The organism is Streptomyces sp. URMC 123 (genome assembly GCF_051386515.1).
In the GTDB taxonomy this organism is placed as follows: domain Bacteria; phylum Actinomycetota; class Actinomycetes; order Streptomycetales; family Streptomycetaceae; genus Streptomyces.
On sequence record NZ_JBPQTV010000018.1, the window covers coordinates 16512 to 41703 of the forward strand.

General features: G+C 74.5%; 18 protein-coding genes and 1 tRNA gene. 2 read left to right on the forward strand and 17 right to left on the reverse strand.

The window, feature by feature from the left end; genetic code table 11:
* Positions 1 to 18: 18 nt before the first annotated feature.
* Positions 19 to 660: an ANTAR domain-containing response regulator gene (locus ACSNOD_RS04630; RefSeq protein WP_436765423.1), complete on the reverse strand. Its 642-nt coding sequence runs from the start codon at positions 658 to 660 to the stop codon at positions 19 to 21.
* 97 nt (positions 661 to 757) lie between these two features.
* On the opposite strand from ACSNOD_RS04630, the gene ACSNOD_RS04635 reads away from it, so the two are divergent.
* Positions 758 to 832, forward strand: a tRNA-Leu gene (locus tag ACSNOD_RS04635).
* A 49-nt stretch (positions 833 to 881) separates the two neighbouring features.
* Here ACSNOD_RS04635 and pyk read toward each other — a convergent pair.
* The 14 genes from pyk to ACSNOD_RS04705 form a co-directional block, all read right to left on the reverse strand.
* Positions 882 to 2342, reverse strand: a complete 1461-nt coding sequence (pyk, locus tag ACSNOD_RS04640; protein WP_436765424.1) for a pyruvate kinase — start codon at positions 2340 to 2342, stop codon at positions 882 to 884.
* 186 nt (positions 2343 to 2528) lie between these two features.
* Complete coding sequence (locus tag ACSNOD_RS04645) at positions 2529 to 4607, reverse strand: iron ABC transporter permease (RefSeq protein ID WP_436765425.1); 2079 nt, start codon at positions 4605 to 4607, stop codon at positions 2529 to 2531.
* Positions 4604 to 5590, reverse strand: coding sequence for an ABC transporter substrate-binding protein (locus ACSNOD_RS04650; protein WP_436765426.1), 987 nt, complete (start codon positions 5588 to 5590; stop codon positions 4604 to 4606). The genes ACSNOD_RS04645 and ACSNOD_RS04650 overlap by 4 nt, the downstream gene beginning before the upstream one ends.
* Positions 5591 to 5695: 105 nt before the next feature.
* Positions 5696 to 6508 (reverse strand): ABC transporter ATP-binding protein, encoded by an 813-nt coding sequence (locus tag ACSNOD_RS04655; RefSeq protein ID WP_436765427.1) that lies wholly within the window; start codon positions 6506 to 6508, stop codon positions 5696 to 5698.
* Positions 6509 to 6518: 10 nt separating this feature from the next.
* Positions 6519 to 8333, reverse strand: coding sequence for an IucA/IucC family protein (locus ACSNOD_RS04660; RefSeq protein ID WP_436765428.1), 1815 nt, complete (start codon positions 8331 to 8333; stop codon positions 6519 to 6521).
* Between the two features lie 43 nt (positions 8334 to 8376).
* A complete protein-coding gene (locus tag ACSNOD_RS04665; protein WP_436765429.1) occupies positions 8377 to 9708 on the reverse strand; it encodes a lysine N(6)-hydroxylase/L-ornithine N(5)-oxygenase family protein in 1332 nt (443 codons plus the stop codon).
* On the reverse strand, positions 9698 to 11263 hold the full coding sequence (locus ACSNOD_RS04670; protein WP_436765430.1) for a pyridoxal phosphate-dependent decarboxylase family protein: 1566 nt from the start codon (positions 11261 to 11263) through the stop codon (positions 9698 to 9700). The genes ACSNOD_RS04665 and ACSNOD_RS04670 overlap by 11 nt, the downstream gene beginning before the upstream one ends.
* An 81-nt stretch (positions 11264 to 11344) precedes the next feature.
* On the reverse strand, positions 11345 to 12679 hold the full coding sequence (locus ACSNOD_RS04675; RefSeq protein ID WP_436765431.1) for a hypothetical protein: 1335 nt from the start codon (positions 12677 to 12679) through the stop codon (positions 11345 to 11347).
* A gap of 20 nt (positions 12680 to 12699) precedes the next feature.
* A complete protein-coding gene (locus ACSNOD_RS04680) occupies positions 12700 to 13305 on the reverse strand; it encodes a GNAT family N-acetyltransferase (RefSeq protein ID WP_436765432.1) in 606 nt (201 codons plus the stop codon).
* On the reverse strand, positions 13302 to 15056 hold the full coding sequence (locus ACSNOD_RS04685; protein ID WP_436765433.1) for an IucA/IucC family protein: 1755 nt from the start codon (positions 15054 to 15056) through the stop codon (positions 13302 to 13304). The genes ACSNOD_RS04680 and ACSNOD_RS04685 overlap by 4 nt, the downstream gene beginning before the upstream one ends.
* Positions 15057 to 15155: 99 nt before the next feature.
* On the reverse strand, positions 15156 to 16586 hold the full coding sequence (locus ACSNOD_RS04690) for a lysine N(6)-hydroxylase/L-ornithine N(5)-oxygenase family protein (RefSeq protein ID WP_436765434.1): 1431 nt from the start codon (positions 16584 to 16586) through the stop codon (positions 15156 to 15158).
* Positions 16583 to 18151 (reverse strand): pyridoxal phosphate-dependent decarboxylase family protein, encoded by a 1569-nt coding sequence (locus ACSNOD_RS04695; protein ID WP_436765435.1) that lies wholly within the window; start codon positions 18149 to 18151, stop codon positions 16583 to 16585. Before ACSNOD_RS04695 ends, ACSNOD_RS04690 begins: the two co-directional genes overlap by 4 nt.
* Positions 18148 to 19512: a diaminobutyrate--2-oxoglutarate transaminase family protein gene (locus tag ACSNOD_RS04700; RefSeq protein WP_436765436.1), complete on the reverse strand. Its 1365-nt coding sequence runs from the start codon at positions 19510 to 19512 to the stop codon at positions 18148 to 18150. Before ACSNOD_RS04700 ends, ACSNOD_RS04695 begins: the two co-directional genes overlap by 4 nt.
* Positions 19513 to 19701: 189 nt before the next feature.
* Positions 19702 to 20478 carry an SIMPL domain-containing protein gene (locus ACSNOD_RS04705; protein ID WP_436765437.1) on the reverse strand — a complete coding sequence of 259 codons (777 nt, stop codon included), beginning with the start codon at positions 20476 to 20478 and terminating at the stop codon, positions 19702 to 19704.
* Between the two features lie 176 nt (positions 20479 to 20654).
* Between ACSNOD_RS04705 and ACSNOD_RS04710 the strand changes: the two genes are divergently transcribed.
* Positions 20655 to 22493 carry a bifunctional metallophosphatase/5'-nucleotidase gene (locus tag ACSNOD_RS04710; protein ID WP_436765438.1) on the forward strand — a complete coding sequence of 613 codons (1839 nt, stop codon included), beginning with the start codon at positions 20655 to 20657 and terminating at the stop codon, positions 22491 to 22493.
* Positions 22494 to 22582: 89 nt separating this feature from the next.
* Here ACSNOD_RS04710 and ACSNOD_RS04715 read toward each other — a convergent pair whose 3' ends face one another.
* Positions 22583 to 24010, reverse strand: a complete 1428-nt coding sequence (locus tag ACSNOD_RS04715) for a lysine N(6)-hydroxylase/L-ornithine N(5)-oxygenase family protein (RefSeq protein ID WP_436765439.1) — start codon at positions 24008 to 24010, stop codon at positions 22583 to 22585.
* A gap of 204 nt (positions 24011 to 24214) precedes the next feature.
* On the reverse strand, positions 24215 to 25192 hold a 978-nt coding region (locus ACSNOD_RS04720; protein ID WP_436765440.1), incomplete at its 5' end, for an ERAP1-like C-terminal domain-containing protein.

Here is a 25192-nt window from a genome sequence, read left to right on the forward strand (position 1 = left end):
GCCGGGGCGAGGGAACCGTCAGCCCTGGGGCTTGCGCTCCGCCGCGTCCTCGATGACCGCCTCGGCGACCTGTCGCATCGACATCCGCCGGTCCATGGACGTCTTCTGAATCCAGCGGAAGGCCGCCGGCTCGGTCAGCCCGTACTGCGTCTGGAGGACGCTCTTGGCGCGGTCCACCAGCTTGCGCGTCTCCAGCCGCTGGGAGAGGTCGGCGACCTCCTGCTCCAGCGCCTTGAGCTCGGTGAAGCGGGAGACGGCCATCTCGATGGCCGGGACCACGTCGCTCTTGCTGAAGGGCTTCACCAGATAGGCCATCGCGCCGGCGTCGCGCGCCCGCTCCACCAGCTCGCGCTGGGAGAACGCGGTGAGCATCAGCACCGGGGCGATCTTCTCGTCGGCGATCCGCTCGGCGGCGGAGATCCCGTCGAGCACCGGCATCTTCACATCGAGGATGACGAGGTCCGGCCGGTGCTCACGGGCGAGCTCGACGGCTTTCTGCCCGTCCCCGGCCTCGCCGACGACGAGGTAGCCCTCCTCCTCGAGCATCTCCTTCAGATCGAGGCGGATCAGCGCCTCGTCCTCGGCGATCACCACGCGGGTCGTCTGCGGGGGTACGTGCGACTGCTCGTCGTCGGCGGGCTGCTGCTCGGCGGCGCTCACGGGACTCCTCGTTCCAAGGCAGGTGGTGCCCCATGAGCCTACCGAGCTCCTGTATGGTGAGAGCACCAAGGGTCCCCCTTGCCCTTGGATTCGCAAGGCCCCGGTAGCCCAATTGGCAGCAGGCAACGGATTCAAAACCCGTACAGTGTCGGTTCGAGTCCGACCCGGGGCACTTTCCTTTCTTTCCAAGGTCACGCCCCGAGCCCTTCCCCGTCACGCCGTCACGCTCCGGGGAGCCCCTCCGGCGCCGACGACTGGTAGTCGACCTCCCCGATGTGGTGGACCCGTACGAGGTTCGTGGACCCCGAGATGCCCGGCGGCGAGCCCGCCGTGATCACCACGACATCGCCCCGTTGACAGCGCCCGATGCGCAGCAGTTCCTCGTCCACCTGCTGAACCATCTCGTCGGTCGAGTCGACCCTGGGGCCCAGGAAGGTCTCCACGCCCCAGGTGAGGTTGAGCTGCGCGCGGGTGGCGGGCTCGGGGGTGAAGGCCAGTACCTCGATCGGGGAGCGGTAGCGGGCGAGCCGGCGCACGGTGTCGCCGGACTGGGTGAAGGCGACCAGGAACCTGGCGCCGAGGAAGTCCCCCATCTCGGCGGCGGCGCGGGCCACCGCGCCGGCCTGGGTGCGGGGCTTGCTGCGCTCGGTGAGCGGCGGCAGCCCCTTGGCGAGCATCTCCTCCTCGGCCGCGGCGACGATGCGGCCCATGGTCTTCACCGTCTCGATGGGGTACTTGCCCACGCTGGTCTCGCCGGAGAGCATCACCGCGTCGGTGCCGTCCATCACGGCGTTGGCCACGTCGGACGCCTCGGCGCGGGTGGGCCGGGAGGAGTCGATCATCGAGTCCAGCATCTGGGTGGCGACGATGACCGGCTTGGCGTTGCGCCGGGCGAGCTTGATGGCGCGCTTCTGCACCAGCGGCACGCTCTCCAGCGGCATCTCCACGCCGAGGTCGCCGCGCGCCACCATCAGCCCGTCGAAGGCGTGCACGATGTGGTCGAGGTTGTCCACGGCCTGCGGCTTCTCGATCTTGGCGATCACGGGGAGGCGGCGGCCCTCCTCGTCCATGACGCGGTGGACGTCCTCGATGTCGCGGCCGCTGCGGACGAAGGAGAGGGCGATGATGTCCACGCCCTGCCGCAGCGCCCAGCGCAGATCCGCCACGTCCTTGGCGGAGAGGGCGGGCACGGAGACGGCGACCCCGGGCAGGTTGAGTCCCTTGTGGTCGGAGACCATGCCGCCCTCGATGACCATGGTGTGCACCCGGGGGCCCTCGACCTCGGTGACCTCCAGGGTCACCCGGCCGTCGTCGACGAGGATGCGCTCGCCCCGGGCGACGTCGGCGGCGAGCCCCGGGTAGGTGGTGCCGCAGCACTGCCGGTCGCCCTCGACGTCCTCGACGGTGATGACGAAGTCGTCGCCGCGTTCAAGGAGTACGGGACCTTCGCGGAACCGGCCCAACCGGATCTTCGGCCCTTGAAGGTCGGCGAGGATGCCGACGCTCCGGCCGGTCTCGTCGGCCGCCTTGCGCACCCGGCGGTGACGCTCCTCGTGCTCCGCCCGGCTGCCATGGCTGAGGTTGAGCCGGGCCACGTCCATGCCGGCCTCGACCAGAGCCTTGATCTGGTCGTACGAGTCCGTGGCGGGCCCCAGGGTGCAGACGATCCTTGCTCGGCGCATGGCTCAGCACCCTACGACCTACCGCCGGGTAGCGAATTGGTCGCGCATGACGACTCAACGGCCTTTGAGTGAAAGGTTATTGACAACTGTTGAAAAGTGCGCGGGGGTGCTCCTTTGAGCGCTCGCCGGTGTCACCGCACGAGCCCCCGGAGGAGCACCCCCGTCGCCCCGGTCGCTCACCCGCCGTCAGACCCGCTTCCCCCGGCGCAGCTGCCAGACGAAGTACGGCGTGCCGATGAGCGCCGCCAGCAGCCCGGAGGGGATCTCCGCCGGGGCGATGACCACCCGTCCGACGGTGTCGGCGGCGACCATCAGCATCGCGCCCAGCACGGCCGCCAACGGCAGCATCCGATGGGTCCGGGAGCCGGTGAGCATCCGCGCGGCGTGCGGCGCCACCAGTCCGACGAACGCGACCGTGCCGACCACCGCGACGGCGCACGAGGCCAGCGCCACGGCCAGCGCCAGCACCGCGAGCCGGGTGCGCTCCAGGGAGACGCCCAGGGTGCGCGGGGTGTCCTCGCCGAGCGCCAGCAGGTCGAGCCTGCGGAAGGACAGCGCCAGCAGCGGGATGCCCACGACGGCCGTTCCGGCCAGCACCCCGAGGTCGTTGGTGTCCCGGGCGTAGGTGCTGCCCGACAGCCAGGTCAGGGCCTGCGCCACCTGGAACCGGGCGCCGCTGACCAGGTAGTTGGTGGCCGCCGTGGTCAGCGCGAAGGTGCCGATGCCGATGAGCACCAGCCGCTCGGGCGCCACCGTGCCCCGGCGGCGGGAGAGCCCGTAGGTGAGGGCGAAGGCCGCCGCGCCGCCGAGGAAGGCGGCGACCGGCAGGACCGCGTACGGCAGGGTGGGCAGGGCCACCATGATCAGGGCGGCGCCGAAGCCCGCTCCCCCGCTGACGCCCAGGACGGTGAGGTCGGCGAGCGGGTTGCGGGAGACGGTCTGCACGATGCCGCCGCCGATGGCGAGCAGCGCGCCCGCGAGCGCGGCCACCAGCAGCCGGGGCAGCCGGTACTCGGCCACCACGCTGCGGATCAGGCCGTCGCCGCCGCCGGTGAGCAGCGCGGGCAGCTCCCGCGCGGGCACGGCGATGTCCCCGAGCAGCAGCCCGCAGCAGACGAGGGCCAGCAGCAGCGCCGTACCGAGGCCGAGCAGCAGCGGGAAGGGCAGCCGGCGGAGGCGGCGGCCGGGCGGATGGCCGCCGGGGGCCGCCGGTTCGGCGGGCAGCCGGCGGGCGAGCCAGAGGAAGACCGGCGCCCCGAAGAGCGCGGTGATCACGCCCGCGGGGACCTCGTTCCCGGTGGGCGAGGTGACCCGGGCCAGCAGATCGGCGGCGAGCAGCAGGGTGGCGCCCCAGACGGCGGCGGCCGGCAGCACGGCCGCGTGGCGGCGCAGTCCCGCGAAGCGCACCAGGTGCGGGGCTGCGAGGCCGACGAAGCCGATGGGGCCGGTGACGGAGACGGCGACGGCGGCCAGCAGCACGGAGAGCAGCACCGCGAGGACCCGGATGCGGCCGACGTCGACGCCGAGCGCGCGGGCGGTCTCGTCGCCGGTGCCGAGCAGATCGAGGCTGCGGGCGAGCAGCAGCCCGCCGAGCAGGCCGGCGGCCAGCAGCGGCAGCACCATCAGGGAGCGCTCGCTGTCGGCGACGGCGAGCGAGCCGTGGCCCCAGAAGAAGACGGCGCCGGTCTCCTCCTGGAAGAGCATGACCAGCACGGCGGTGACGCTGGAGAGCGCGAGGGTGACGGAGACGCCGGCGAGCACCAGATGGGCGGGGCGGCCGCCGCGGCCGCCCGCGACGGTGTGCACCAGCGCGGCCGCGGCGAGCCCGCCGAGGAACGCGATGCCGCCGCGCGGCAGATCGCCCAGCGACACCCCGGCGATCGTGGCGACGGCGACGGCGAGATAGGCGCCGGAGGTCACCCCGAGGGTGTCGGGCGAGGCGAGCGGGTTGCGCACGGAGGACTGCAACAGGGCGCCGGAGAGCGCCAGGGCGGCCCCGGCGACGAGCCCGGCGAGGCTGCGGGGCAGCCGGCCGCCGAGGAGCACGGCGCGGGCCTCGGGGTCGTCGCCGCCGAGGAGCAGCCCCAGCAGGTCGCCGAGCGAGACATCGCTGCGGCCGTACCCGAGGTGCAGGGCGAAGACGACCAGCAGGGCGAGCAGGCCGCCGAGAACGACCAGGGCCGGACCGACCGGGAGGCGCTTGGCGCCTCCGGGCCGGCCCGGCGTGAGGGTGCGTTCGGCGGTGAGGGCCGACGGCTTGCTCATGAGGACAGGGCGCCCGCGATCTGGTCGGCGGTCTGGGCGGCGGAGAAGGGGCCACCGAAGTACCAGGTGCCGGGGTCGAGGGCCTTGACCCGGTCGTTCTTCACGAAGTCGAGGTCGTTCCAGAGCTCGTTCTTCGGCAGCGAGGTGGCGAAGGGGTCGTCCTTCTTGGCGGCCACGTACACCAGGGTGGACTTCTCCACCGGCTTGAGGCCCTCGACGTCGACCTTGGCCATGCCGTAGGCGTCGGCCTTCTTGGTCCAGGCGTTCTTCAGCCCGAGGTCGGGCAGGAGCGCGCCGGGGATGGTGGAGTCGGTGAGGATCTCCACGACGGCGGCGCCGTTGGTGCTGTAGCCGCGGGCGACGGTGACCTCGGAGCCCTCCTTCTTGGCGTCCGTGACCTTCTTCTTCGCCGCGGCGATCTTGCCGTCGAGGTCGGCGAGGGCCTTGTCGGCCTCCTTCTCCTTGCCGACGGCGGTGCCGATGGTCTTGAGGGTGTCGCGCATCTCCTTGTACTCGCCGCCGCCCGCGTAGGGGTCGAACATCAGGGTCGGCGCGATCTTCTCCAACTGCGCGTAGTTGGCGTCCGAGCGGATCTTGGAGGTGATGATCAGGTCGGGCTTGAGCGCCTTGATGGTCTCCAGGCTGGGGGCCTGGCGGGTGCCGACGTCCTTGACGGAGTCGTCGAACCGGGGGCCGGCGGTGACCCACTGGCCGTAGCCCTTGACGTCGGCGACGCCGGCCGGGGTGACCCCGAGGGCGAGCAGGTCCTCGGCGTAGGTCCACTCCAGGGCGACGACCTTCTTGGCGGGGGCCTTGAGGGTCGCGGTGCCGCGGGTGTGCTTGACCGAGATGGCGCCGGCGGAGGCGGCCGTGTCGGTCTTCTTCTCGCCGCCGGCCTTGTCACCGGCGGTGCCGCAGCCGGTGGTCAGCGCGATGGCGCCGACGGCGGCGAGGCCGACGAGCGTACGGATCGTGGTGCGCATGAGCGGGTCCTTCTGTTCGGGTCGGGCAGGGTGGAGCGGGCCGGGCGCGGGCCCGCGGCCTCGGTGGGCCGGTGGCCCGGGGGGACGGGCGGCCCGGGGACGGGCCTAGGGGGCGTCGGGCACGGGGACGCGCTCGTGCCAGTACGGCAGGAAGGCGGGCGCGCCGCTGTGCGGGTCGGTGGTGATGGTGGCCTCGATGCCGAAGGCCGTGGCGAGCGTCTCCTCGGTCATCACCTCGGCGGGGCTGCCGGTGGTGACGATCCGTCCGCCGGCCAGCACCACCATCGCGTCGGCGAAGGCCGCCGCCTGGTTGAGGTCGTGCAGCACGACGGCGACCGTGATGCCGTGCTCGTCGGCGAGCCGGCGCACCAGCCGCAGCACCTCGATCTGATACCGGATGTCGAGGTAGGTGGTCGGCTCGTCGAGCAGCAGCAGCCCGGTGCGCTGGGCGAGCGCCATCGCGATCCAGGCGCGCTGCCGTTCGCCGCCCGAGAGCTGGTCGAGCGGGCGCTCGGCCAGGCCCCTGAGGTTGGTCGCCGCCAGGGCCCAGTCGATGGCCTCCTTGTCCTCGGCCGCGGAGGCGCGGGCCAGCACCCCCTGGTGGGGGTGGCGCCCGTACGCGACGAGTTCCTCGACGGTGACGCCCGCGGGGACGAGCGGGGTCTGGGTGAGGAAGCTGAGCTTGCGGGCGAGTTCCCTGGGCTTGTACGAGCCGAGGTCCCGTCCGTCCAGCACGACCTGGCCCGCCTGCGGGGTGAGCAGCCGGGCGAGGGCCCGCAGCAGGGTCGACTTGCCGGAGCCGTTGGGCCCGACGAGGGCGGTGACATCGCCGGGGGACAGCCGGACGGCGATGTCGCGGACGACGGGTTCGTCGCCGTGTCCGAGGGTCAGGTCGCTCGCGCGTATTTCCATGCTCATCAGGAGATGCTCACACGAGGGGGTTGGGCACGGTGCCGTTGGGTCGCAGCGCGTGGCGCAGCGCCCGGTCGACATAGCGGGTGATCACGAGCCGGTCGGTGTTGAAGGGGTAGCGGGGGAACTCGTCGGCGAGCATGTCGAACTCGGCGAACCGCTCGGCCTTCTCCGGGAAGCGCTCGTGGTAGGCGGTGACGGCCTTGCGGGCGAGCTTCCAGAAGGTCTCCTCCGCGACGCCGAGCTGCTCGGCGACGAGCGGCGCGAGGTAGCGGAAGTGGCCGATGAGCAGCTGGTCGACGACGTGCTGGCGGATGACGACCGGGTGCTTGCGGGGCAGCACGTGGTCGTAGCCGTCGGGCTCGGGGCCGCGCTCGGGCACCGGGGTGTGGGAGACCGAGACGTCGTCGACGAAGTCCTTGAGGAACAGCCGCCGCGGCACGTCGTTCTCGTCGTAGCCGATGAGGGTGTTCTGGCCGTGCGGGTTGAAGGTGATGCCGTAGGTGTAGAGCACGTGCAGCACGGGGGTGAGCACGGTCTCGAAGAGCCGGCTCAGCCACTCCTCGGCCGGCAGCCCGGAGGCACGGGCGAGTTCGGCGGCGAAGGCGGTGCCCCGCTCGTCGACGTGGAGCAGGGAGGCGAAGGTGCGCACCCGCTCGCCCTCGTCCTTGCGGGCGGAGACGGAGGTCCGCCAGATGCAGCCGAGGGTCTCCAGGTGCTGGTAGGGCACCCCGGGGACGCGGTCGAGGTAGGGGTGGCGGACGGTGACCGAGGCGACCTCGCCGAGCAGCACGGTGCGCAGCTCGTCGCGGAGGACGGGGTCGTTGTCCAGCAGGCCGGTGAGCCACTGGGTGGTGACCGGGGCGCCCTGGGTGCAGTGCGGCGGGATGCCGCGCCAGATCAGGGTGTTGACGATCTTCAGCGGGAGCTTGACGTCGTAGCGGTCGCGCTCGGTCATGTTGGTCATGGTGCGCACGGACTGCTGCGGCAGGTACTCGTCCGGGCTGTCGCCGAGGGGGATGATGCGCCGCTGGGCGATCTCGCCGGCGAACAGCACCTGGACGGCGTGGTCCCACTGCCAGGGGTGGACGGGCATCCAGACGTAGGCGTCCGGGTCGCAGCCGGCGTCGGCGATGCGGGCGCGGAAGGCGGCGACGGTCTCTGCGCCCAGCTCGCGCTCCAGCACGGCGGCTTCGCTGAGGTCGGAGGTGCCGCGGAACTCGGCGAGGCCGCGGTGGACGGCGATCCACTGGAGCGGGAAGCGCTGCTGTGCCTCGGGGGCGTAGGCGCGCACATCGGTGGCGGAGAAGCCGATCCGGCCCTTGTTGGCGGCGAGCGTGGGGTGGCCGGTCATATGGCACTCGAGCTCGGCGTGGTCGAGCTCGCGCAGCTCGGCGGCGGTGGCCCCGCCGTGCTCGATGCGGGCGGCGTCGACGGCGAGGGTGGCGGAGACCTCGGTGAGGTACATCGCCAGGGTGGCGGCGTCGGTGCCGATGGTGGTGAGCGCGTCGGTGAGGAAGGTCTGCGCGTCCCAGGCCGGCGTCTGCGTGTCGTTGCCCAGCAGCCCGGTGGCACCGCGGGTGACGGAGTCGGCGTCGACGCGCCAGGAGCCCAGCGCGCCGTGGGTGGCGGCGAAGGTGTACGAGACGCCGCTCTCGAGGTCGACGCGGTAGCGGCCGTCGCCGGCGTCGAGGGGCTTGACGAGCTGCTCGAAGGCGAACTCCGAGAGGATCTTGCCGAGCAGTCGGCGGTTGGCCTCGCGCCAGGACTCGGGGCTGGTGTCGGCGAGGTGGGGAACGGGGTGGCTGCCGGGCCCGGTGGCGTCGGTCATGCTGCGTTCAGCTCCTGGAGGTGGTGGTACGGGTCGCCGGGGGTCAGGCCGTGGCGAAGGTCTGGAAGGCGCTGTGCCGGGGCAGCCGGAAGATCTCCCGGCCGGTGACGTCGTTGAGGATGCAGGCGCCGCGGTAGGCGCCGATGCCCAGGTCGGGGGCGGCCGCGCCGTGGCTGTGCAGATCGGCGTTCTGGACGTAGAGCCCGGCGCCGACCTCGGGGACGGTGCGCACCCGGTGGCCGGGGCCCACGTCGTAACGGCCCTGGTGGTCCCAGCCGATGAGCTTCTCGACGGGGCCGAGGCAGTCGGGACGGCGGGGCGCGTAGCCGGTGGCGGCGATGAGCGCGTCGGTGGTGAGGGTGGTCTCGCGCTCGGTGTCGGCGTGCCGGACGTCGAGGCGGATGGCCTTCTCGTCGCGCTCGGCGCCGACGACCCCGGTGGCGGGCAGCAGCTTCACGGCCGGGCGCTCGCCGTCGAGCAGGTGGTCGTAGAGCTCGGCGTGGATGAGGTCGATGGTCTCGGTGTCGATGCCCTTGTGGAGCTGCCACTGGGCGCGGTTGAGCCGGTCGCGGACCTCGGGGGCGAGCGCGTTGAAGTACCGCATGTACGCGGGGGTGGTGTACTCCAGCACCAGCTTGGAGTAGTCCAGCGGGGCGAAGCCCCAGGAGCGGGTGAGCCAGGTGACGGTCCAGCCGGTCTCCTTCTGGCGGCGCAGCAGGTCGAGGAAGACCTCGGCGCCGGACTGGCCGGAGCCGACCACGGTGATGTCCCGCACGCCCTCGGCGGCGAACCGCTCGACGTGGTGCAGGTGGTGGCCGGAGTGGATGGCGCGCTCACCCATCACGGGCCTGAGGGCGTCGGGCACGTACGGCTCGCTGCCGATGCCCATGACGACGTTGCGGGCGTAGCGCACCCGGGCGGTGCCGGTGGCGACGTCGGTGAGGGACAGCTCCCACAGGTCGCGGCCGGCGTCCCAGCGGACCTCCTCGACCTCGGTGCCGAACTCCAGGCCGGGCAGCGAGCGGGCGGCCCAGGCGCAGTAGTCGGCGTACTCGCGGCGCGGCATGTGGAACCGCTCGGCGATGTAGAAGGGGTACATCCGGTCGTGCTCGACGAGGTACGACAGGAAGGACCAGCGGCTGGTGGGCCGGATGAGGGAGACCAGGTCGGCGAGGAAGTTGACCTGGAGGGTGGCCCAGTCGAACATCAGGCCGGGGTGCCAGTCGAAGGCCGGGCGCCGGTCGTAGGCGGCGAAGCTCAGCCCGTCGACCTCGTCGGCGAGCGCGGCCAGGGACAGGTTGAACGGTCCGATGCCGATGGCGGCGAGATCGAGAATCTCCGTGCCGTCGTTGCGGTGAGCCGTGTCACGCGTCACGGAACTCCTCCTCCATCTCCACGTCCTCGCCGGCCCGGACTACGGCGGCGAGGAGTTCGTCGATATCGCTGGTGCGGGCCTGCGGGTTGAGCAGGGTGAACTTCAGGTGGACGGCCTGGCGGCCGTCCTCGTCGGCGGCGTCGGTGCGGCCGATGAGGGCCCGGCCGGAACCGAGCAGGGCCCGGCGCAGGGCGCCGTTGACCGCGTCGGAGGCGGCCTTGTCCCGGGTGCGGTAGCGGAACACCACCGTGGTGAGGGTGGCGCCGGCGGTCAGCTCCAGCCGCGGATGGGCGTCGATGGCCCGCTGGGCGTAGCGCGCCAGGTCGTGGCAGGCCTCCAGCATCGCCCCGACGCCCTCGCGGCCGAGGGCGAGGAAGGTGGCGGCGACCTTCAGGGCGTCGGCGCGGCGGGTGGTCTGCAGGGACAGGCCGAGCAGCCCGTCCAGGCCGGCCGCGCCGTCGTCGTCGGGGTTGAGGTAGGCGACGCGCAGCGCGGTGGGCGCGAAGTCGGCCGCGTTCCGGGCGAGCAGCGCGCTGGCGGCGGCGGGCTGCCAGGCCGTCTTGTGCAGGTCGAGGGTGACGGTGTCGGCGAGTTCGATGCCGGCCAGCAGCGGGCGCAGCCGGTCGGAGAAGAGCGCGCCGCCGCCGTAGGCCGCGTCGACGTGCAGCCGGGCGCCGTGCTCGTGGGCGAGGGCGGCGAGCTCGGCGATGGGATCGATGGAGCCGAAGTCGGTGGTGCCGGCGGTGGCGACCACGGCGAGGGGCACCTCGTCGGGGCCGAGGGCGCGCAGCACGGCCTCCAGCGCGTCGGGCCGCATCCGGTGGTCGGCGTCGGCGGGCACCGGCCGCACCGCGTCCTCGCCGAGGCCGATGACGGCGCAGGCGCGGGCGACGGAGAAGTGGGCCAGTTCGGAGCAGAAGACCACGGGCCGGGCGCCGAGGCCGAGCAGCCCGCCGCCGCGCACGTCGGCGCCCCGGCGGTCGCGCAGCACGGCGTCCCGGGCGATGAGCAGCGCCTGGAGGTTGGAGGCGGTGCCGCCGGGGGTGAGGACTCCCCCGGCCTCGGGGCCGAAGCCGGCGAGCTCGGTGAGGCCCCGCACGAGGCGCCGCTCGATCTCGACGGCGTACGGGCCGCTGTCCCAGGTGTCGCAGGAGGCGTTGAAGACGTTGGCGAGGGTGTCGGCGGCGACGGCGACGGTCAGCGGCGGCGGCTGGAGGTGGGCCGCGGCGCGCGGGTCGGCGAGGTCGACGGTGCCCTCGGCGTAGTGGCGGGCGAGGGCGAGCAGGGCGTCCCGGCCGCCGCCGGTGCGGGGGATGACCCCGTCGGGCAGCCGGCTGTCGACGAGGCGGGTCAGCTCCTGCGGGCTCATGGCGGGGAGGGGGCCGCTGCGGCGGCGCAGGCCGGCCGCGGCCTCGCGGGTCAGCTCCGCGACGAGGCGGGCGACATCGGCGAGTCCGGCCGGGTCGGCGGCGAGCAGATCGGGCTCGAGCAGCAGGGGCGGTACCGGCGCGGGCGGGGCGGCCTGGCCGGATATGGCACTACCGGGCAAGGTCATGGCGGGTCATTCCTGGTTGTCCGGGGAGGTGGGTCCCCCGGGGGGAGCGGGCTCGGCGGTCGGGTTCTCTCGGTGGGCCGCTCAGTGGTCCGCCGCCGGCGCGGGGGAAGCGGTGGCCGGGGCGGCCGCCGGAGGCGGTTCGGGTACGGGGGCCGGCGCGGGAACGGCCGGCGTGGCACCGGCCGGCGCGGGGGTGGGGGCCGGCGCGGGGACGGACCGCGACGCGAACAGCGCGAGCGCCGTCAGCAGGGCGGCCCCGGCCGGCAGCGGCGCCCACAGGGCCCAGGTGGCGGCGGCGGTGGCGACCAGCGGGGCGAGCAGCAGCCCGCCGGTCTGGGCGGCGGCGATGACGCTGTACGCGGGTCCGGTGCCGGTGCCGGCGAGCACCCGCTCGTCCAGGGCCACTTGGCTCAGGCCGAGCCCGACGCCGAAGAGCAGCCGGCCGGCGGCGAGCGGCAGCGGCTCGGCCGTGGCCGTCTGGACCAGCAGCCCCGCGGCGCCGACCAGCAGCGCGGCGGGCAGCAGCCGGGCGCCGAGGCGGCGGTGGAGCGCGCCGACGGCGGGCAGGGTGGCCAGCACGGCGAGGTGCGGCAGCACGAACAGCAGTGCCGCGAGCCGGGTGCCGGCGCCGCCGCCCGCCGCGTACTCGGTGAAGTACGGACGCACCGCGTACACCGCGACGGCGGTCACCAGCACATAGCCGGCCATCCTCAGCAGCGGGGCGCGGCCGGGGCCGGCGTCCCGCGCCTCGGGGGCCCCGGCGGCCGCGGACGCGGCCCCCCGGGCGGCCCGTTCGGACCGCCCGGCGCGCGCGCCGCGGCCCAGCACGGTCACACAGGCCAGCAGCAGCCCCGCCTCCAGCACGGCCAGCAGCGGCAGCGCGGCCCGTGGGTCGGGCACCGACACCACGACCGCGCCCAGCAGGGTGGCGGCCACGGAGGCGGCGTGCAGCACGGCGACGTACTGCACCACCCCGGGCAGCAGCCCGCCCGGGTGGCTGCGGGCCAGGCCCGGGTAGGCGAGCAGGACCACCGCCTTGGCGGCGATCAGCGCCAGCGACAGCGCGGTGAACACCGCGTAGGAGGGCGCGAAGGCGAGCGAGGCGGCCAGCAGCACGGCGGCCGACTGGCCGACGGTCAGCAGCCGGGCGAGCGGGAAGCGCGCCGAGGCGCGCCCCCACAGCGGAAGCGCGACCACCGCGGCGACCTGGCACAGGACCAGGAACAGCCCGGTGGCGGCGAGTTCCCGGACCCCGTACGCGGCCCGGAAGAGGGCCGGGTAGAAGGGGGCGAGGGCCGACTGGGTGACCATGTGCAGGCCGGCCGCGGCCAGCAGCACGGACCGGCCGCCGGCGCGGGCCGCGGGCGCGGCGCCGGCGGCCCCGGCCCCGCCCCGTACGGACACCGGGGCGGTCACCGGCGCTTCCGCTGCCGCCGTCACCGCGCGGCGCCCGTCGCCACCGTCGGCTCGGGGCCGTGGGCGTCCTCGGGGGCGGAGATCCGCTCCCGGACCATGAACGCCGCCCGCTTGTCGGGCAGGTCGAGCTGGCGGATCATCCGGAAGCCGGCGCGCTCGAAGGTGCGCACGGAGCGGACGTTGGTGATGTCGGGCTCGGCGATGACGCGCTCGGCGTACGGGTCGCTGTCGAGCTGGAAGGCGGACACGGCGCGCAGCAGCGCGGCGCCGAGACCGCGGCCCCGGGTCTCGGCGGGGCCGAGGAGCAGGTGCACACCGGCGTCGCGGGGCTTGGCGGCGTAGTGGTTGGCCAGCGGGTCGAGGTCGGCGCGGTACAGCTCCCAGTAGCTCATCGGGGCGCCGTCGAGGCAGCCGAGGTACGGCGTGGAGTGGCCGCTGGAGATCTGCTGGCGCAGGTAGGCGCCGATCCGCTCGACGGGCTGGGCCAGCTCCCAGTAGCGGGCGACCTCGGGGTCGTTCATCCAGCCGTGCACCAGCTCGACGTCGGCGACGGGGTCGACGGCGCGCAGGGTGAAGACGCCCGCGTCGAGCTTCGTCTCGCAGAGGGTGCGGGCGGCGCGGGTCACCGGGCCACCCCCGCTATGGGGTTGGGGATGTCGACGTACACCGACTGGGCCTCCAGCGGGCCGGTCAGCTCGTCCATGCCCCGGACCCGGGTGAGGAGGTTGGCCTTGCAGCGCAGGGTGGGCTCGGTGCGCAGCGCGGTGGCCAGCCGGAGCCGGTCGCCGTGGGCGGCGGCGAGCTTGCCGAGGGCCGCGTCGGCGAGCCGCAGCAGGTCGCTCTCGGCGGCCAGGCCCTGGGAGCCGAGAGCGCCGACCATGCCGAGAAGGTTGTTGATGCCGACGTAGTAGGCCAGCCGCTCGTCGATGACGTCGTCCTCGACATAGGTGCCGAGGTCGCGGCCGACGCCGGGCACCCAGGTGTAGAGGGCGTCGCTGCGGCCGGGCGAGAAGTAGAAGCCCTGGTTGTCGCGGTAGCGGCCGCCGGCGGGCCAGCCGTCGGCGTCGAGGACGACGAGGGTGTTCTGCTGGTGGGCCTCCAGGCCGAGGCCGTACTCGGCGTAGAGCCACAGCACGGGGGCGACGACGTGCTCCAGGTAGCGGGCGAACCACTCCTGGGCGGTGTCGGCCACGGAGCGGCCGGTGTCCTCGGCGAGCCGGTGGATCACGGCGGCGAGCTGCGAGCGGCCGTCCGCCAGGTCGGGGCGGTCGGCGACGAGTCCGGCGGCGCAGACGGCCTGGACCTCGGCGTCGGTGGTGAAGGGGTTGTCGCGGACGACGACGTCGAGGCCGGTGGGCTCGCCCTCGGGGGTGTCCACGGCGAGCCAGGCCGGGTCGCGGACCACGTCGAAGCCGGGGTGGGCGGCGCGCAGGGCCGCGGCCAGGCCGGCGTCGAGCAGGCGGTGCACGGCCAGGCCGCGCAGCAGCTCCGAGCGCATGTTCTCGCGGCGGGAGTTGGTGATCCGCAGGCCGAGGGAGAACTTGAGCATCACCGGCGCGTCGGGCCGGTAGAGGGTGCGCACCGAGGAGGTCGGGTACCACTCCGGGCCGGCGGGGCCGAGGTCGCGCAGCAGGCCGGCGTCGAGCAGGGCGCGTACGCCGGGGCGGGTGAGGACGTCCTGGGCCTGCCAGGGGTGGGCGGGCATCAGGACCATGCCGTCGGGGGCGGCCAGGTCGCCCGCGAAGCCGGCGAGGAGGTCCTGGGCGCTGGTGTCGAGCGCGGAGTCGGCGTGCACCACGGAGGGGTCGGCCGCGAACCAGTGCAGCGGGAAGCCGCCGCGCAGCTCGGGCGAGTAGCGGGCCGCCTCGGCGTCGGTGAGGCCCTCGCGGCTCTTGGGGGTGGGGTGCAGCGGGTGCCCGGTGATCAGGGCCTGCTCGCCGGCGAGGAAGGCGGTGGTGCCGGCCGGGTCGGCGGGCGCCTCGCGGCGGGCCCGGACGAACTCCTCGACGCGGCGCACCGAGTCGCTGACGCGGCCGGTGAGGTCGGCCACGGCCGCGGGGTCGCCGGCGGCGGTCTCGACGCCGAGCAGGGCGGCGAGGGCGGTGGCCGGGACGGGGGTGCCGGTGGCGAGCCGGGCGGGGCCGAAGCGGTGCCAGCCGGCGGCGGACCAGTGCAGGACCGGGGCCTCGACCGTGGTGGCGGAGCCCCGCAGGGTCAACCGCAGCACGCCGTCGGCGGGTTGCGGCACCCCGGTCTCGCGCACCCAGCAGCGGAGGATGTTCTCGGTGGCGGCGGCGTCGGCGACCGCCGAGGGCGCCGCGCGGTGGGAGGTGTGCGGTGCGCCCTGCGGATTCGAGGGCTCCAGCGTCGGGGTCATGGTGAACTCTTTCTCTCCGGCTGCCGAAGCGACGACCGGGTATAACTTAGGTAAGCCTTACTTATTGCGCAAGCCCGGAGGGCGGGACCGAGGCGCAGGTCACGAGGCCGGGAGGCGCGGACCGGGCAGCGTCATGCGGGAGATGTCCGCACTCGCCCCGTCCTGTGACGCCTCGTCGGCGGCCGTCGCCCGGTCGCCCAGCCCGAAGGTGGTGAACGCGGTGCGCTCCGGCAGCGGGCAGACCTCGCGGCCCGTCAGCGCGTTGAGGATGACGGCGGAGCGCCAGGCGGCCAGGCCCAGGTCGGGCGCGCCGACCCCGTGGGTGTGCCGCTCCACGTTCTGCACGAACACCGAGCCGCCGATCGCCGGGTCGAGCACCAGCCGCTGCTGCCGGTCGACCAGGAGCCGGCCGGCGCTGTCGCGGCCGAGGTGGGGGCGGAGCGGGGCGAGCAGCCCGTCCAGCGGGCGCTCGCGGTAGCCGGTGGCCAGCACCACGGCGTCCGTGGTGAGCCGGGCGGCGGTGCCCTGTTCGGCGTGGGTCACGCTCAGCGCGATCCGGCCGCCCTCGGCCCGGGCGGCGGTCACCTCCACGCCCGGGGTGAGGGCCACGTCCGGCCAGCCGCCCTCCAGGGTCCGCCGGTAGAGCTCGTCGTGGATGTCGCCGAGCGTCTCGGCGCTGACGCCCTTGTACAGCTGCCACTGGGCGGGCAGCACCCGGTCGCGGGTGGCCTCGGGCAGCCCGTGGAAGTAGCGGGTGTAGTCCGGGGTGAACTGCTCCAGGCCCAGCTTGCTGTACTCCATGGGCGCGAACGCGGGCGTACGGGCCAGCCAGGTCAGCCCCTCCGCGCCGGCGGGGCGGGCGCGCAGCAGGTCGAGCAGCACCTCGGCGCCGGACTGGCCGGAGCCGACGACCGTCACATGCCGGGCCGTCAGCAGTCGTTCGCGGTGCGCCAGGTAGTCGGCCGAGTGCAGCACCAGATGGCCGGGGTCGTCGGCGAGCGGGCGCAGCGGCTCGGGCACGTGCGGGGCCGTGCCGATGCCGAGCGCGAGGTTGCGCGCGAAGAGCCGGCCCACGCCGTCGGCGCCGCCGTCGGGGTCGAGGCGGGTGAAGTCCACCTCGAAGGCCCCGCGCCCGGCGTCCCAGCGGACGGTGTCGACCTGGTGGCCGAAGCGCAGGCTCGGCAGCGACTCGCTGGCCCAGCGGCAGTACGCGTCGTACTCGGCCCGGTCGATGTGGAACCGCTCGGCGAAGTAGAAGGGGAACAGCCGTCCCCGGGCCTTGAGATAGCTCAGGAAGGACCAGGGGCTGGCGGGCTCGACCAGGCTCACCAGGTCGGCCAGGAACGGCACCTGGAGGGTCGCGCCCTCGATCAGCAGCCCGGGGTGCCAGCGGAAGGCGCCGGCCCGCTCCAGGAAGGCGGCGGTCAGCCCGGGTACGCCGTCGGCCAGCGCGGCGAGGGAGAGGTTGAAGGGGCCGGTGCCCACCCCGAGCAGATCGAGGGGCTCTTCGCCGGCTTCTGACCGGGTCATCGGATACCTCCGTCGGTACGGGTGTCTGCGGCGGCGCGGACGTCGGCGCGGGGGCCACCGCCGGCGCGGGGGCCGGCCGGTACGGCGTCGGCCGGCGGCCGGCCGTCGGCGGCGGTGTCGATCAGCGGCCGGCTGTCGGCGACGAGCTTGAGCAGCCCGGCGAGGTCCTCGTCCCGCGCGGCGGGGTTGAGCAGGGTGGCCTTGAGCCAGAGCCGCTGCCGGCCGTCGGCGTCCTCGGCCAGCGCCCGGCCGAGCACCGCGCGGCCCTCGGCGAGCAGCGTCCGCCGGACCTCGGCGACGAGTTCGTCGCCCCGCTCGTCGGGCAGGGCGTCGGCGGCGGCCGGCCGGAACAGCACGGTGCTGATGCCGACGGGGCCGGGCCGGCGGCGCAGCGCCGGGTGCGCGTCGATCGCGCCGGCGAACCGCTCGGCGGCGGCCACACAGCCCTCGACCAGGCCGCCGAGGCCGCTGCGGCCGAGCGCCCGCAGGGTGGCGGCGACCTTCAGCGTGTCGGGGCGGCGGGAGGTGCGGATGGAGCGGCCGAGCAGATCGGGCAGGCCGGCCTCGGTGTCGTCGTCCGCGTTGAGGTAGTCGGCGCGGAACGCGAGCGGCTCCAGGGCCGAGGCGTCCGCCACGGCGAGCACGCCGGCCGCGACGGGCTGCCAGCCGAGCTTGTGGAGATCGAAGGTCACGGAGACCGCTGAATCGATTCCGCTGAGCCGGTCCCGGAGGCGTTCGCTGAACAGCAGGGGGCCGCCGTACGCCGCGTCCACGTGCAGTTCGGCGCCGTGCGTGGCGACCACCTCGGCGATCTCCGGCAGCGGGTCGATCATGCCCTCGTCGGTGGTGCCGGCGGTGGCCACGACCAGCGCGGGCGTGCCCCGGGTCTCGGCCAGCGCGCGGTCCAGCGCGGCCGGCAGCATCCGGCCGGCGCGGCACTCGACGGTCAGCGGGGTGGGCAGCCCCAGCATCCAGGCCGCGCGGTGCACGCTGTGGTGCGCGGTCGCGCCGCACAGCACCTGCACCGAGCGGGCGCCGCGCTCGCGGGCCCGCTCCCGGGCGAGCAGCAGGGCGACGAGGTTGGACTCGGTGCCGCCGCTGGTGATGATCGAGTCGGGCGCGGGGCGGCCGGGGTAGACGAGCTCGGCCAGCGCGGCCGTGGTGCGCTCCTCGATGACCCCGGCGGCCAGCGGCGGGCAGTGCAGATGGGCCGCGCAGTGCGGGTCGGCCGGGTCGGCCGCGCCCTCGGCGACGGCGCGGACGAGCGCGTCGAGGGCGGCCTCGGCCCCGACGCCCTCGGCGGGCAGCAGGGGTTCGCAGGCGGAGCGCACGCGGTCGGCCACGGCCTCGGGGCCGCCGCCGGGCAGCGGTCCGCCCCGGGCCGCGGCCCCCTCTTCGAGGGCGTTCAGCACCACGCCGGCCAGCCGCCGTACGGTGCGGGGCCCGTCGACCCCGCCCGCGACGGCGCCGGCGTCCACGGCCCCGGTGTTCAGGTGACCGGCCGGGGCGCCGGCCGCGCGTATGTGGTCGGCGTCGGACGCCGCGCTCATCGGTGACTCCGTCATGCCCCACGCTCCACACGGCTCGCGGCGATCGCCTTGGGCAGGGCGGCGGCGATGTGCCCGAGCACCCGCTCGGCCTCCTCGTCGCTGAGGATCAGCGGCGGCAGCAGCCGCATCACGGTGTCGTCGCGCCCGCCGAGTTCCAGCATCAGCCCCTCGTCGAGGCAGGCCGAGCGCAGGGCGGCGGCGAGGCCGGGGTTCGCCGGCAGCGAGCCGAGCCGGTCGGGGGTGCCGTCGGGGTCGACGACCTCGACACCGATCATCAGGCCGCGCCCGCGCACCTGGCCGAAGACGCCGTGCTCGGCGCCGATCTCGACCAGGCCCCTGCGGAGCCGCTCGCCCAGTTTCTCCGCGCGCTCGGCCAGTTGCTGCTCGGCGACCGTACGGAGGGTGATCTCGCCGGCGACCATGGCGAGGGTGTTGCCCCGGAAGGTGCCGGTGTGGTGGCCGGGGCGCCAGGTGTCGAGCTCGGGGCGGTAGGCGATGAGGGCCATGGGCAGGCCGCCGCCGACCGCCTTGGAGGTGACCAGGATGTCGGGGGTGACGCCCGCCCGCTCGCAGGCCCAGAAGTGGCCGGTGCGGCCGATGCCGGTCTGCACCTCGTCGATGATCAGCAGCACCCCGTGCTCGGCGGTGATCCGGCGGATCTCGCGCAGCCAGCCGTCCGGGCCCTCGACCACGCCGCCCTCGCCCTGGACGACCTCCAGGATGACCGCGGCGGGGGTGCCGACCCCGCTGCTGGGGTCGGTGAGCAGGCTCTCGAAGAGGCGGGCGGAGAGCTCGCCGGACTGCTCGCCGCCGACCCCGAACGGGCAGCGGTAGGTGTAGGGGAAGGGCAGCCGGGTCACCGGGACCGCGTCCGCGCCGACCGCGCCGCTCATCCGGGGCGGGCCGGAGACGGCCGAGGCGCCGAGCGTCATGCCGTGGTACGCGCCGGTGAAGGCGACGATGCCGCGCCGCCCGGTGGCGTTCTGGGCGAGCTTGAGCGCGGCCTCCACCGCGTCGGTGCCGGCCGGGCTGCAGAAGTGCACCCGCGCGTCGCCGCGGAGCGTGCCGGGGAGCCTGCCGAGCAACTCCTCGGTGAAGGCGTCCTTCTGCGGCGTGATCATGTCGAGGGCGTGCAGCGGCGCGCCCGAGCTGAGGACCGCCTGGAGCGCGGCGACCACCTCGGGGTGGTTGTGCCCGAGGGCGAGAGTGCCCGCGCCGGAGAGGCAGTCGAGGTAGCCGCGGCCGTCCGCGCCGGTGACCTGCGCGCCCGCCGCGCGCACCGGGGCGACCGGGAGGGTGCTGGCGTAGGTGCGGGCGGAGGATTCGCGGCGGGCCTGGCGGTCGAGGAGTTGGGCGCGCAGTGCACCGTTCGGCATGGCAGGTGCCCTTCGGTCGTGATGCTGAGGGTTCGTGCCCAGAGTCGGCACGACGGGCCGGTCATGGGAAGTCCACGACCGACCCGCGGGAGGTTAGGTTAGCCTAACTTTCTGACGCTCCGCATCGAGCATCGGGGCCGGAAGTACGCCGCCACGGGTATGAGATGTACAACCTCACCGGGGCTCCGGCTACAGCCGCGGCGGGGACATCGTGAACCGGGCGTTGATGGCCGCGTAGACGGTGCGCCGCTCCGGTTCTAGGTCCAGCGCGGGTGCGGTGTCCGCCTCGTGCGCCCCGGCGTACGCGGCGCGCGCCCGCGCACCGCCGCCCGTCGCCGCGGCCACGGGCATCGCGCCGACCATACCCTCGTCGGCCAGTTCGAGCAGCGCGGTCACCCGCGCGCCCAGCGCTTCCGCGTACTCGCGCGCCCGGCGCAGAGCGTCGCGCACCGCCCGCTGGCGCACCTCCCGGTGGACGGGGGAATCGGGGCGCAGATCCCACCACACCGCGTCAACCCGGGTCATCTCCAGTTCAGCACAACGAGTGGCCAGCTCGCCCACGACGGCGAGGTCCGCCACCGTCACCGTCGTCCTGACCTGCCCCTGATAGGCCCTGACCCGCTCGCCGCGACCCCGGCGGTCGAGCTGCGGGGCGACGGTGACCGCGCCGCTCTCGATCCGCTCCACCGCCTCGCCGTACTCCCGGACCAGCTCGAGCAGGTGCGCGTTGCGGCGCGTCAGATCCTCCAGGGCGCCGCGCCGGTCGGCGCCGCGGGCGCTCACGGCGACGGCGAGCCGGGCGATCTCGGGCTCGGCCTCGACCACGGCCTCGCCGCGCACGGAGACGCGGGGCCGGTCGGGGGCGCCGCGGGGTTCACTGTCAGGATCGCCCGGACCGTCGGGGCCGCCCGGACCGTCGGGGCCGTCGGGGCCACTGGAGGAACCGTGCGCCGTCGGTGTCGTCATGCCGCCACTGTGACACCCCGGCGGGCCGCCGGGCAGTCACCGGATCGCAACCTGCGAAGGGTGTCGTGAGGCGGGCCCGCTGGGCCAGAATCTACGCGCGTTGTGATCATCGGTGGTCACAGGGAGACATGACCACTCCCCCACGCATCAGCATGAACCGGACAGGGAGTCCTTTGATGTCGATCGACCGCAGAAAGTTCCTGGGCCGTACGGCGGCCACGGGGGCGGGGGTCGCACTCGCCGGCGCCGCCGTCGCGCCGACCGCACAGGCCGCGTCGGCCACGCCCGCCACGGGGGCCCGGGCCGCGGCGGCCGGCCAGGGGCGCGGGCGCTCCCCCCGGTACTCCTTCACCGTCATGGGCACCACCGATCTGCACGGTCACGTCTTCAACTGGGACTACTTCACCGACCGGGAGTTCGACGACAAGGCCCACAACGACGTCGGCCTCGCCAAGATCTCCACCCTGGTCGAGCAGGTCCGCGCCGAGAAGGGCCGCCGCAACACCCTCCTGATCGACGCCGGCGACACCATCCAGGGCACCCAGCTGTCCTACTACTACGCCAAGGTCGACCCGATCACCGGCGCCAACGGGCCCGTGCACCCCATGGCCCAGGCCATGAACGCCATCGGCTACGACGCGGCGGCGCTCGGCAACCACGAGTTCAACTACGGCATACCCGTGCTGCGGAAGTTCGAGGAGCAGTGCGACTTCCCGCTGCTGGGCGCCAACGCGCTGGACGCGAAGACGCTGCGGCCGGCCTTCCCGCCGTACAGCATGCACCGGCTGCGCACCCCCTGCGGGCGCGATGTGCGGGTGGCCGTCCTGGGCCTGACCAACCCCGGCATCGCCATCTGGGACCGGGCCCATGTCCAGGGGAAGATGACCTTCCCCGGCCTGGAGGAGCAGGCCGCGAAGTACGTGCCCAAGCTGCGGTCGATGGGCGCGGACGTGGTGATCGTCTCGGCGCACTCCGGCAGCAGCGGCACGTCCTCGTACGGCGACCAGCTGCCGCACATCGAGAACGCCGCCGCGCTCGTCGCCGAGCAGGTCCCGGGCATCGACGCCATCCTCGTCGGCCACGCCCACACCGAGATCCCCGAGTACCGGGTGAAGAACACGCAGACCGGCCGGGACGTCGTCCTCTCCGAGCCGCTCAAGTGGGGCCAGCGGCTCACCCTCTTCGACATCGCCCTGGTGTGGCAGCGCGGGCGCTGGACGGTGGAGTCGGTGGCGGCGAAGGTGCTCAACTCCAACACCGCCCCCGAGGACCCGCGGATCACCCGGCTCCTCGACGACGAGCACCGCAAGGTCGTCGCCTACGTCAACCAGGTCATCGGCACCTCCACCGCGGCGATGTCGGCCGCCGAGGCCGCCTACAAGGACACGCCGGTCATCGACTTCATCAACCACGTGCAGGCCGAGACGGTGCGCGAGGCCCTGGCCGGCACCGAGTACGCCGGGCTGCCCGTGCTGTCGCAGGCTTCCTGCTTCTCCCGGACGGCCGCGATCCCCGCGGGGAAGGTCACCCTGCGGGAGGTCGCGGGGCTCTACCCGTTCGAGAACACCCTGGAGGCGCGGCTGCTGACGGGCGCCCAGCTCAAGGAGTACCTGGAGTTCTCCGCGCGGTACTTCGTCCGCACCCCGGTGGGCGCGCCGGTGGACCCGGCCAAGCTGACCAACGCCGAGGGCATCCCGGATTACAACTACGACGTCGTGAGCGGTCTCTCGTACGAGATCGACATCGCCGCCGAGCCCGGTGCGCGCATCGTGAAGCTCACGCACGGTGACAAGCCGGTGGACCCGGCGGCGCGGTTCGTGCTCGCCGTGAACAACTACCGGGCGAGCGGCGGCGGCAACTTCCCGCACATCGCGGCGGCGAAGCGGCTCTGGGCCAACTCCGACGAGGTCCGCAACACGATCATCGGCTGGGTGAAGAAGACCGGGTCGATCGATGTGGCCCGGTTCGCCGCCACGGACTGGCGGCTCACCCGGGCCGGCGTCCCGGTGTTCTGACGCCCGGCCTTCGCGCCCCCGGCCCCGCGGCCCTCACGCCCGCGCCCCGGCCCCTCGGCCCTCACGCCCACGCCCCGGACCCGCGGCCCTCACGCCGGCTCGACCAGCTTGGCGAGGCGGCCGGGGGCCGGGGCCGCCGGCCGGCGCTCGGGCCGGCGCTCCAGCCCGAAGGTGGTGAACGCCGTCCGCTCGGGCAGCGGGAACGGCTCGCGGTCCGCCCCGGCCGCCGTGGTCAGCGCGTTGAGCACCACCGCGCTGCGCCAGGCGGCCAGGCCCAGGTCGGGGGCGCCCACCCCGTGGCTGTGCCGCTCCCCGTTCTGCACATAGACCGCGCCCTTGACGGACGGGTCGAGCACCAGGCGGTAGTCCTCGGTGACGCGCGGCCGCCCGGCGGCGTCCCGGCGCGTGTACGGGTCCAGCGGCGCGAGCATGGTGTCCGGCCGCCGCTCGCGATAGCCCGTGGCCAGGACCACGCCGTCCGTGGTCAGCCGGGTGCGGGCGCCCTGCTGCACATGCTCCAGATGCAGTTCGACCCGGGTGGTGGCCACCCGCCCGGCGGTGCGCACGGTCACCCCGGGGGTGATGACGACGTCCGGCCAGCCGCCGGCGAGGGAGCGGCGGTAGAGCTCGTCGTGGATGGCGGCCAGGGTCTCCGGGGCGGCGCCCCGCACCGGCTGCCACTGCCCGGCCAGGGTCCGGTCCCGTACGGACTCGGCGAGGCCGTGGAAGAAGCGGGCGTGGTCGGGGGTGAACTGCTCCAGGCCCAGCCTGCCGCGCTCCGCCGCGCCGAAGGCGGGCGACCGGGCCAGCCAGTGCAGCCCCTCCCGGCCGATCGGGCGGTGGCGCAGCAGGTCGAGGAAGACCTCGGCGCCGGACTGGCCCGCGCCGATGACGGTGACATGGGCGGCGGCGAGGAGCCGTTCGCGGTGGTCGAGGTAGTCGGCGGAGTGCAGCACGGGCACGGCCGGCGCGTCGGCCAGCGGGCGCAGCGGCTCGGGGACGTGCGGGGCGGTGCCGACGCCCAGCACCAGGTTGCGGGCGTAGGTGCGGCCGAGGGCCTCGGCCTCGCCCTCGGGGTCGAGCTGGGTGTAGTCCACCTCGAACAGGGCGCGTTCGGGGTTCCAGCGGGCGGCGTCCACCTGGTGGCCGAAGTGCAGGCCCGGGAGCCGCTGGCTCACCCAGCGGCAGTACGCGTCGTACTCGGCCCGCTGGATGTGGAACCGCTCGGCCAGGTAGAAGGGGAAGAGCCGCTCCCGGCCGCGCAGATAGTTCAGGAAGGACCAGGGGCTGGTCGGGTCGGCGAGGGTCACCAGATCGGCCAGGAAGGGCATCTGGAGCGCGGTGCCGTCGATGAGCAGCCCGGGGTGCCAGCGGAACTCCGGGGACTGCTCGTAGAAGGCGGTGCGCAGTCCGGGTACGCCGTGGGCGAGCGCGGCCAGTGAGAGGTTGCACGGGCCGATGCCGATGCCGACGAGGTCGAGGGGCTGGTCCGCGGCCGTGGCCTGGTCGGTGGTCATCGGCTGGTTCCTTCCGGGAGCCGGGAGTTCTGCTGCCGGCTGGAGTCTCTCCCGGTTGACCGGCTGGGACGGCGCCGGCGGCGGAACGCAACCCGAAAGTGGCACGGCGGCGGCCGGGAGGTGGCCGGTGGGTTCCGGTGCGTTGGCCGGAACCCACCGATCGGGGGCGCGCCGCCGGTCGCCGCGCACCTCAGGGGTACGCCGTCAGGCGCCGCGCACCCGCAGCGCCCGCCGCAGGTCGTCGAGTTCGTCGACGAGCCGGCGCCGCAGGGCGGGCACGGGGTCCGCCTCGCGCAGGCACTCCTCGCCCAGCCGCAGCGCCTCGGCGTCGACGCACGGGGCGGGGAAGGCGTACCGGCCGGCGGCCTCGGCGATGGCGGGCCCCCGGCGCGCGGCCAGGGCGACCACGTCGCGGTAGAAGCGGGGCACCCAGCCCCGTACGAGGTCGAGCTGCTCGGGCTGCCAGAAGCCCTGCGCGGTGGCGGTGAACAGGTAGTTCGACAGGTCGTCGGTGGCGAACAGCGCGGTCCAGGCGGCCGCCTTGGCCTCCTCGTCGGGGAGCGCGGCCCGGCAGCGCGCGGCGCCCTCCCGGCCGGTGGCGCTGGGGTCCCGGCGCAGCTCCGTCCCGATCTCGTCGTCGGTGACGGCGCCGAGCACGGCCAGGCGCTCCAGCAGCCGCCAGCGGAGCTCGGGGTCGAGCTCCGGGCCGCCGGGGACGGCGCCGGCGGCCAGCCACTCCCGGAGCTCGCCGGGCTCCTGGGCGCTGTCGATGAGGGTGCGCACGGCGGTGAGCCGCAGGCCGGGTCCCGAGCGGGGCGCGCGCAGCAGCCCGCGGCAGGTCGCGGTGAGGGCCGCGAGCGCGACCGGCCGGGCCTCGGGCGTCAGGAAGCGGTCGGCGATCCGGCCGCGGGCGAAGGCCAGCACGCCCTGGACGACGGCGACGTCGGTCTCGAACGGCAGATGGGCGTGGGCGGCGTCCAGATAGGCGGCCGGGGACAGTTCGCCGTCGCGGACCATGTCGCGGGCGGCGTTCCAGACGACCGCGCGGGAGAGCGGGTCGGGCAGCCCGGACAGCGACCGCTCGACCGTGTGCCAGGAGTCCGGGTCCAGGCGGATCTTGGCGTAGGTGAGGTCGCCGTCGTTGAGGAGCACCAGGTCGGGGCGGGGGCCGGCCCCGAGCCC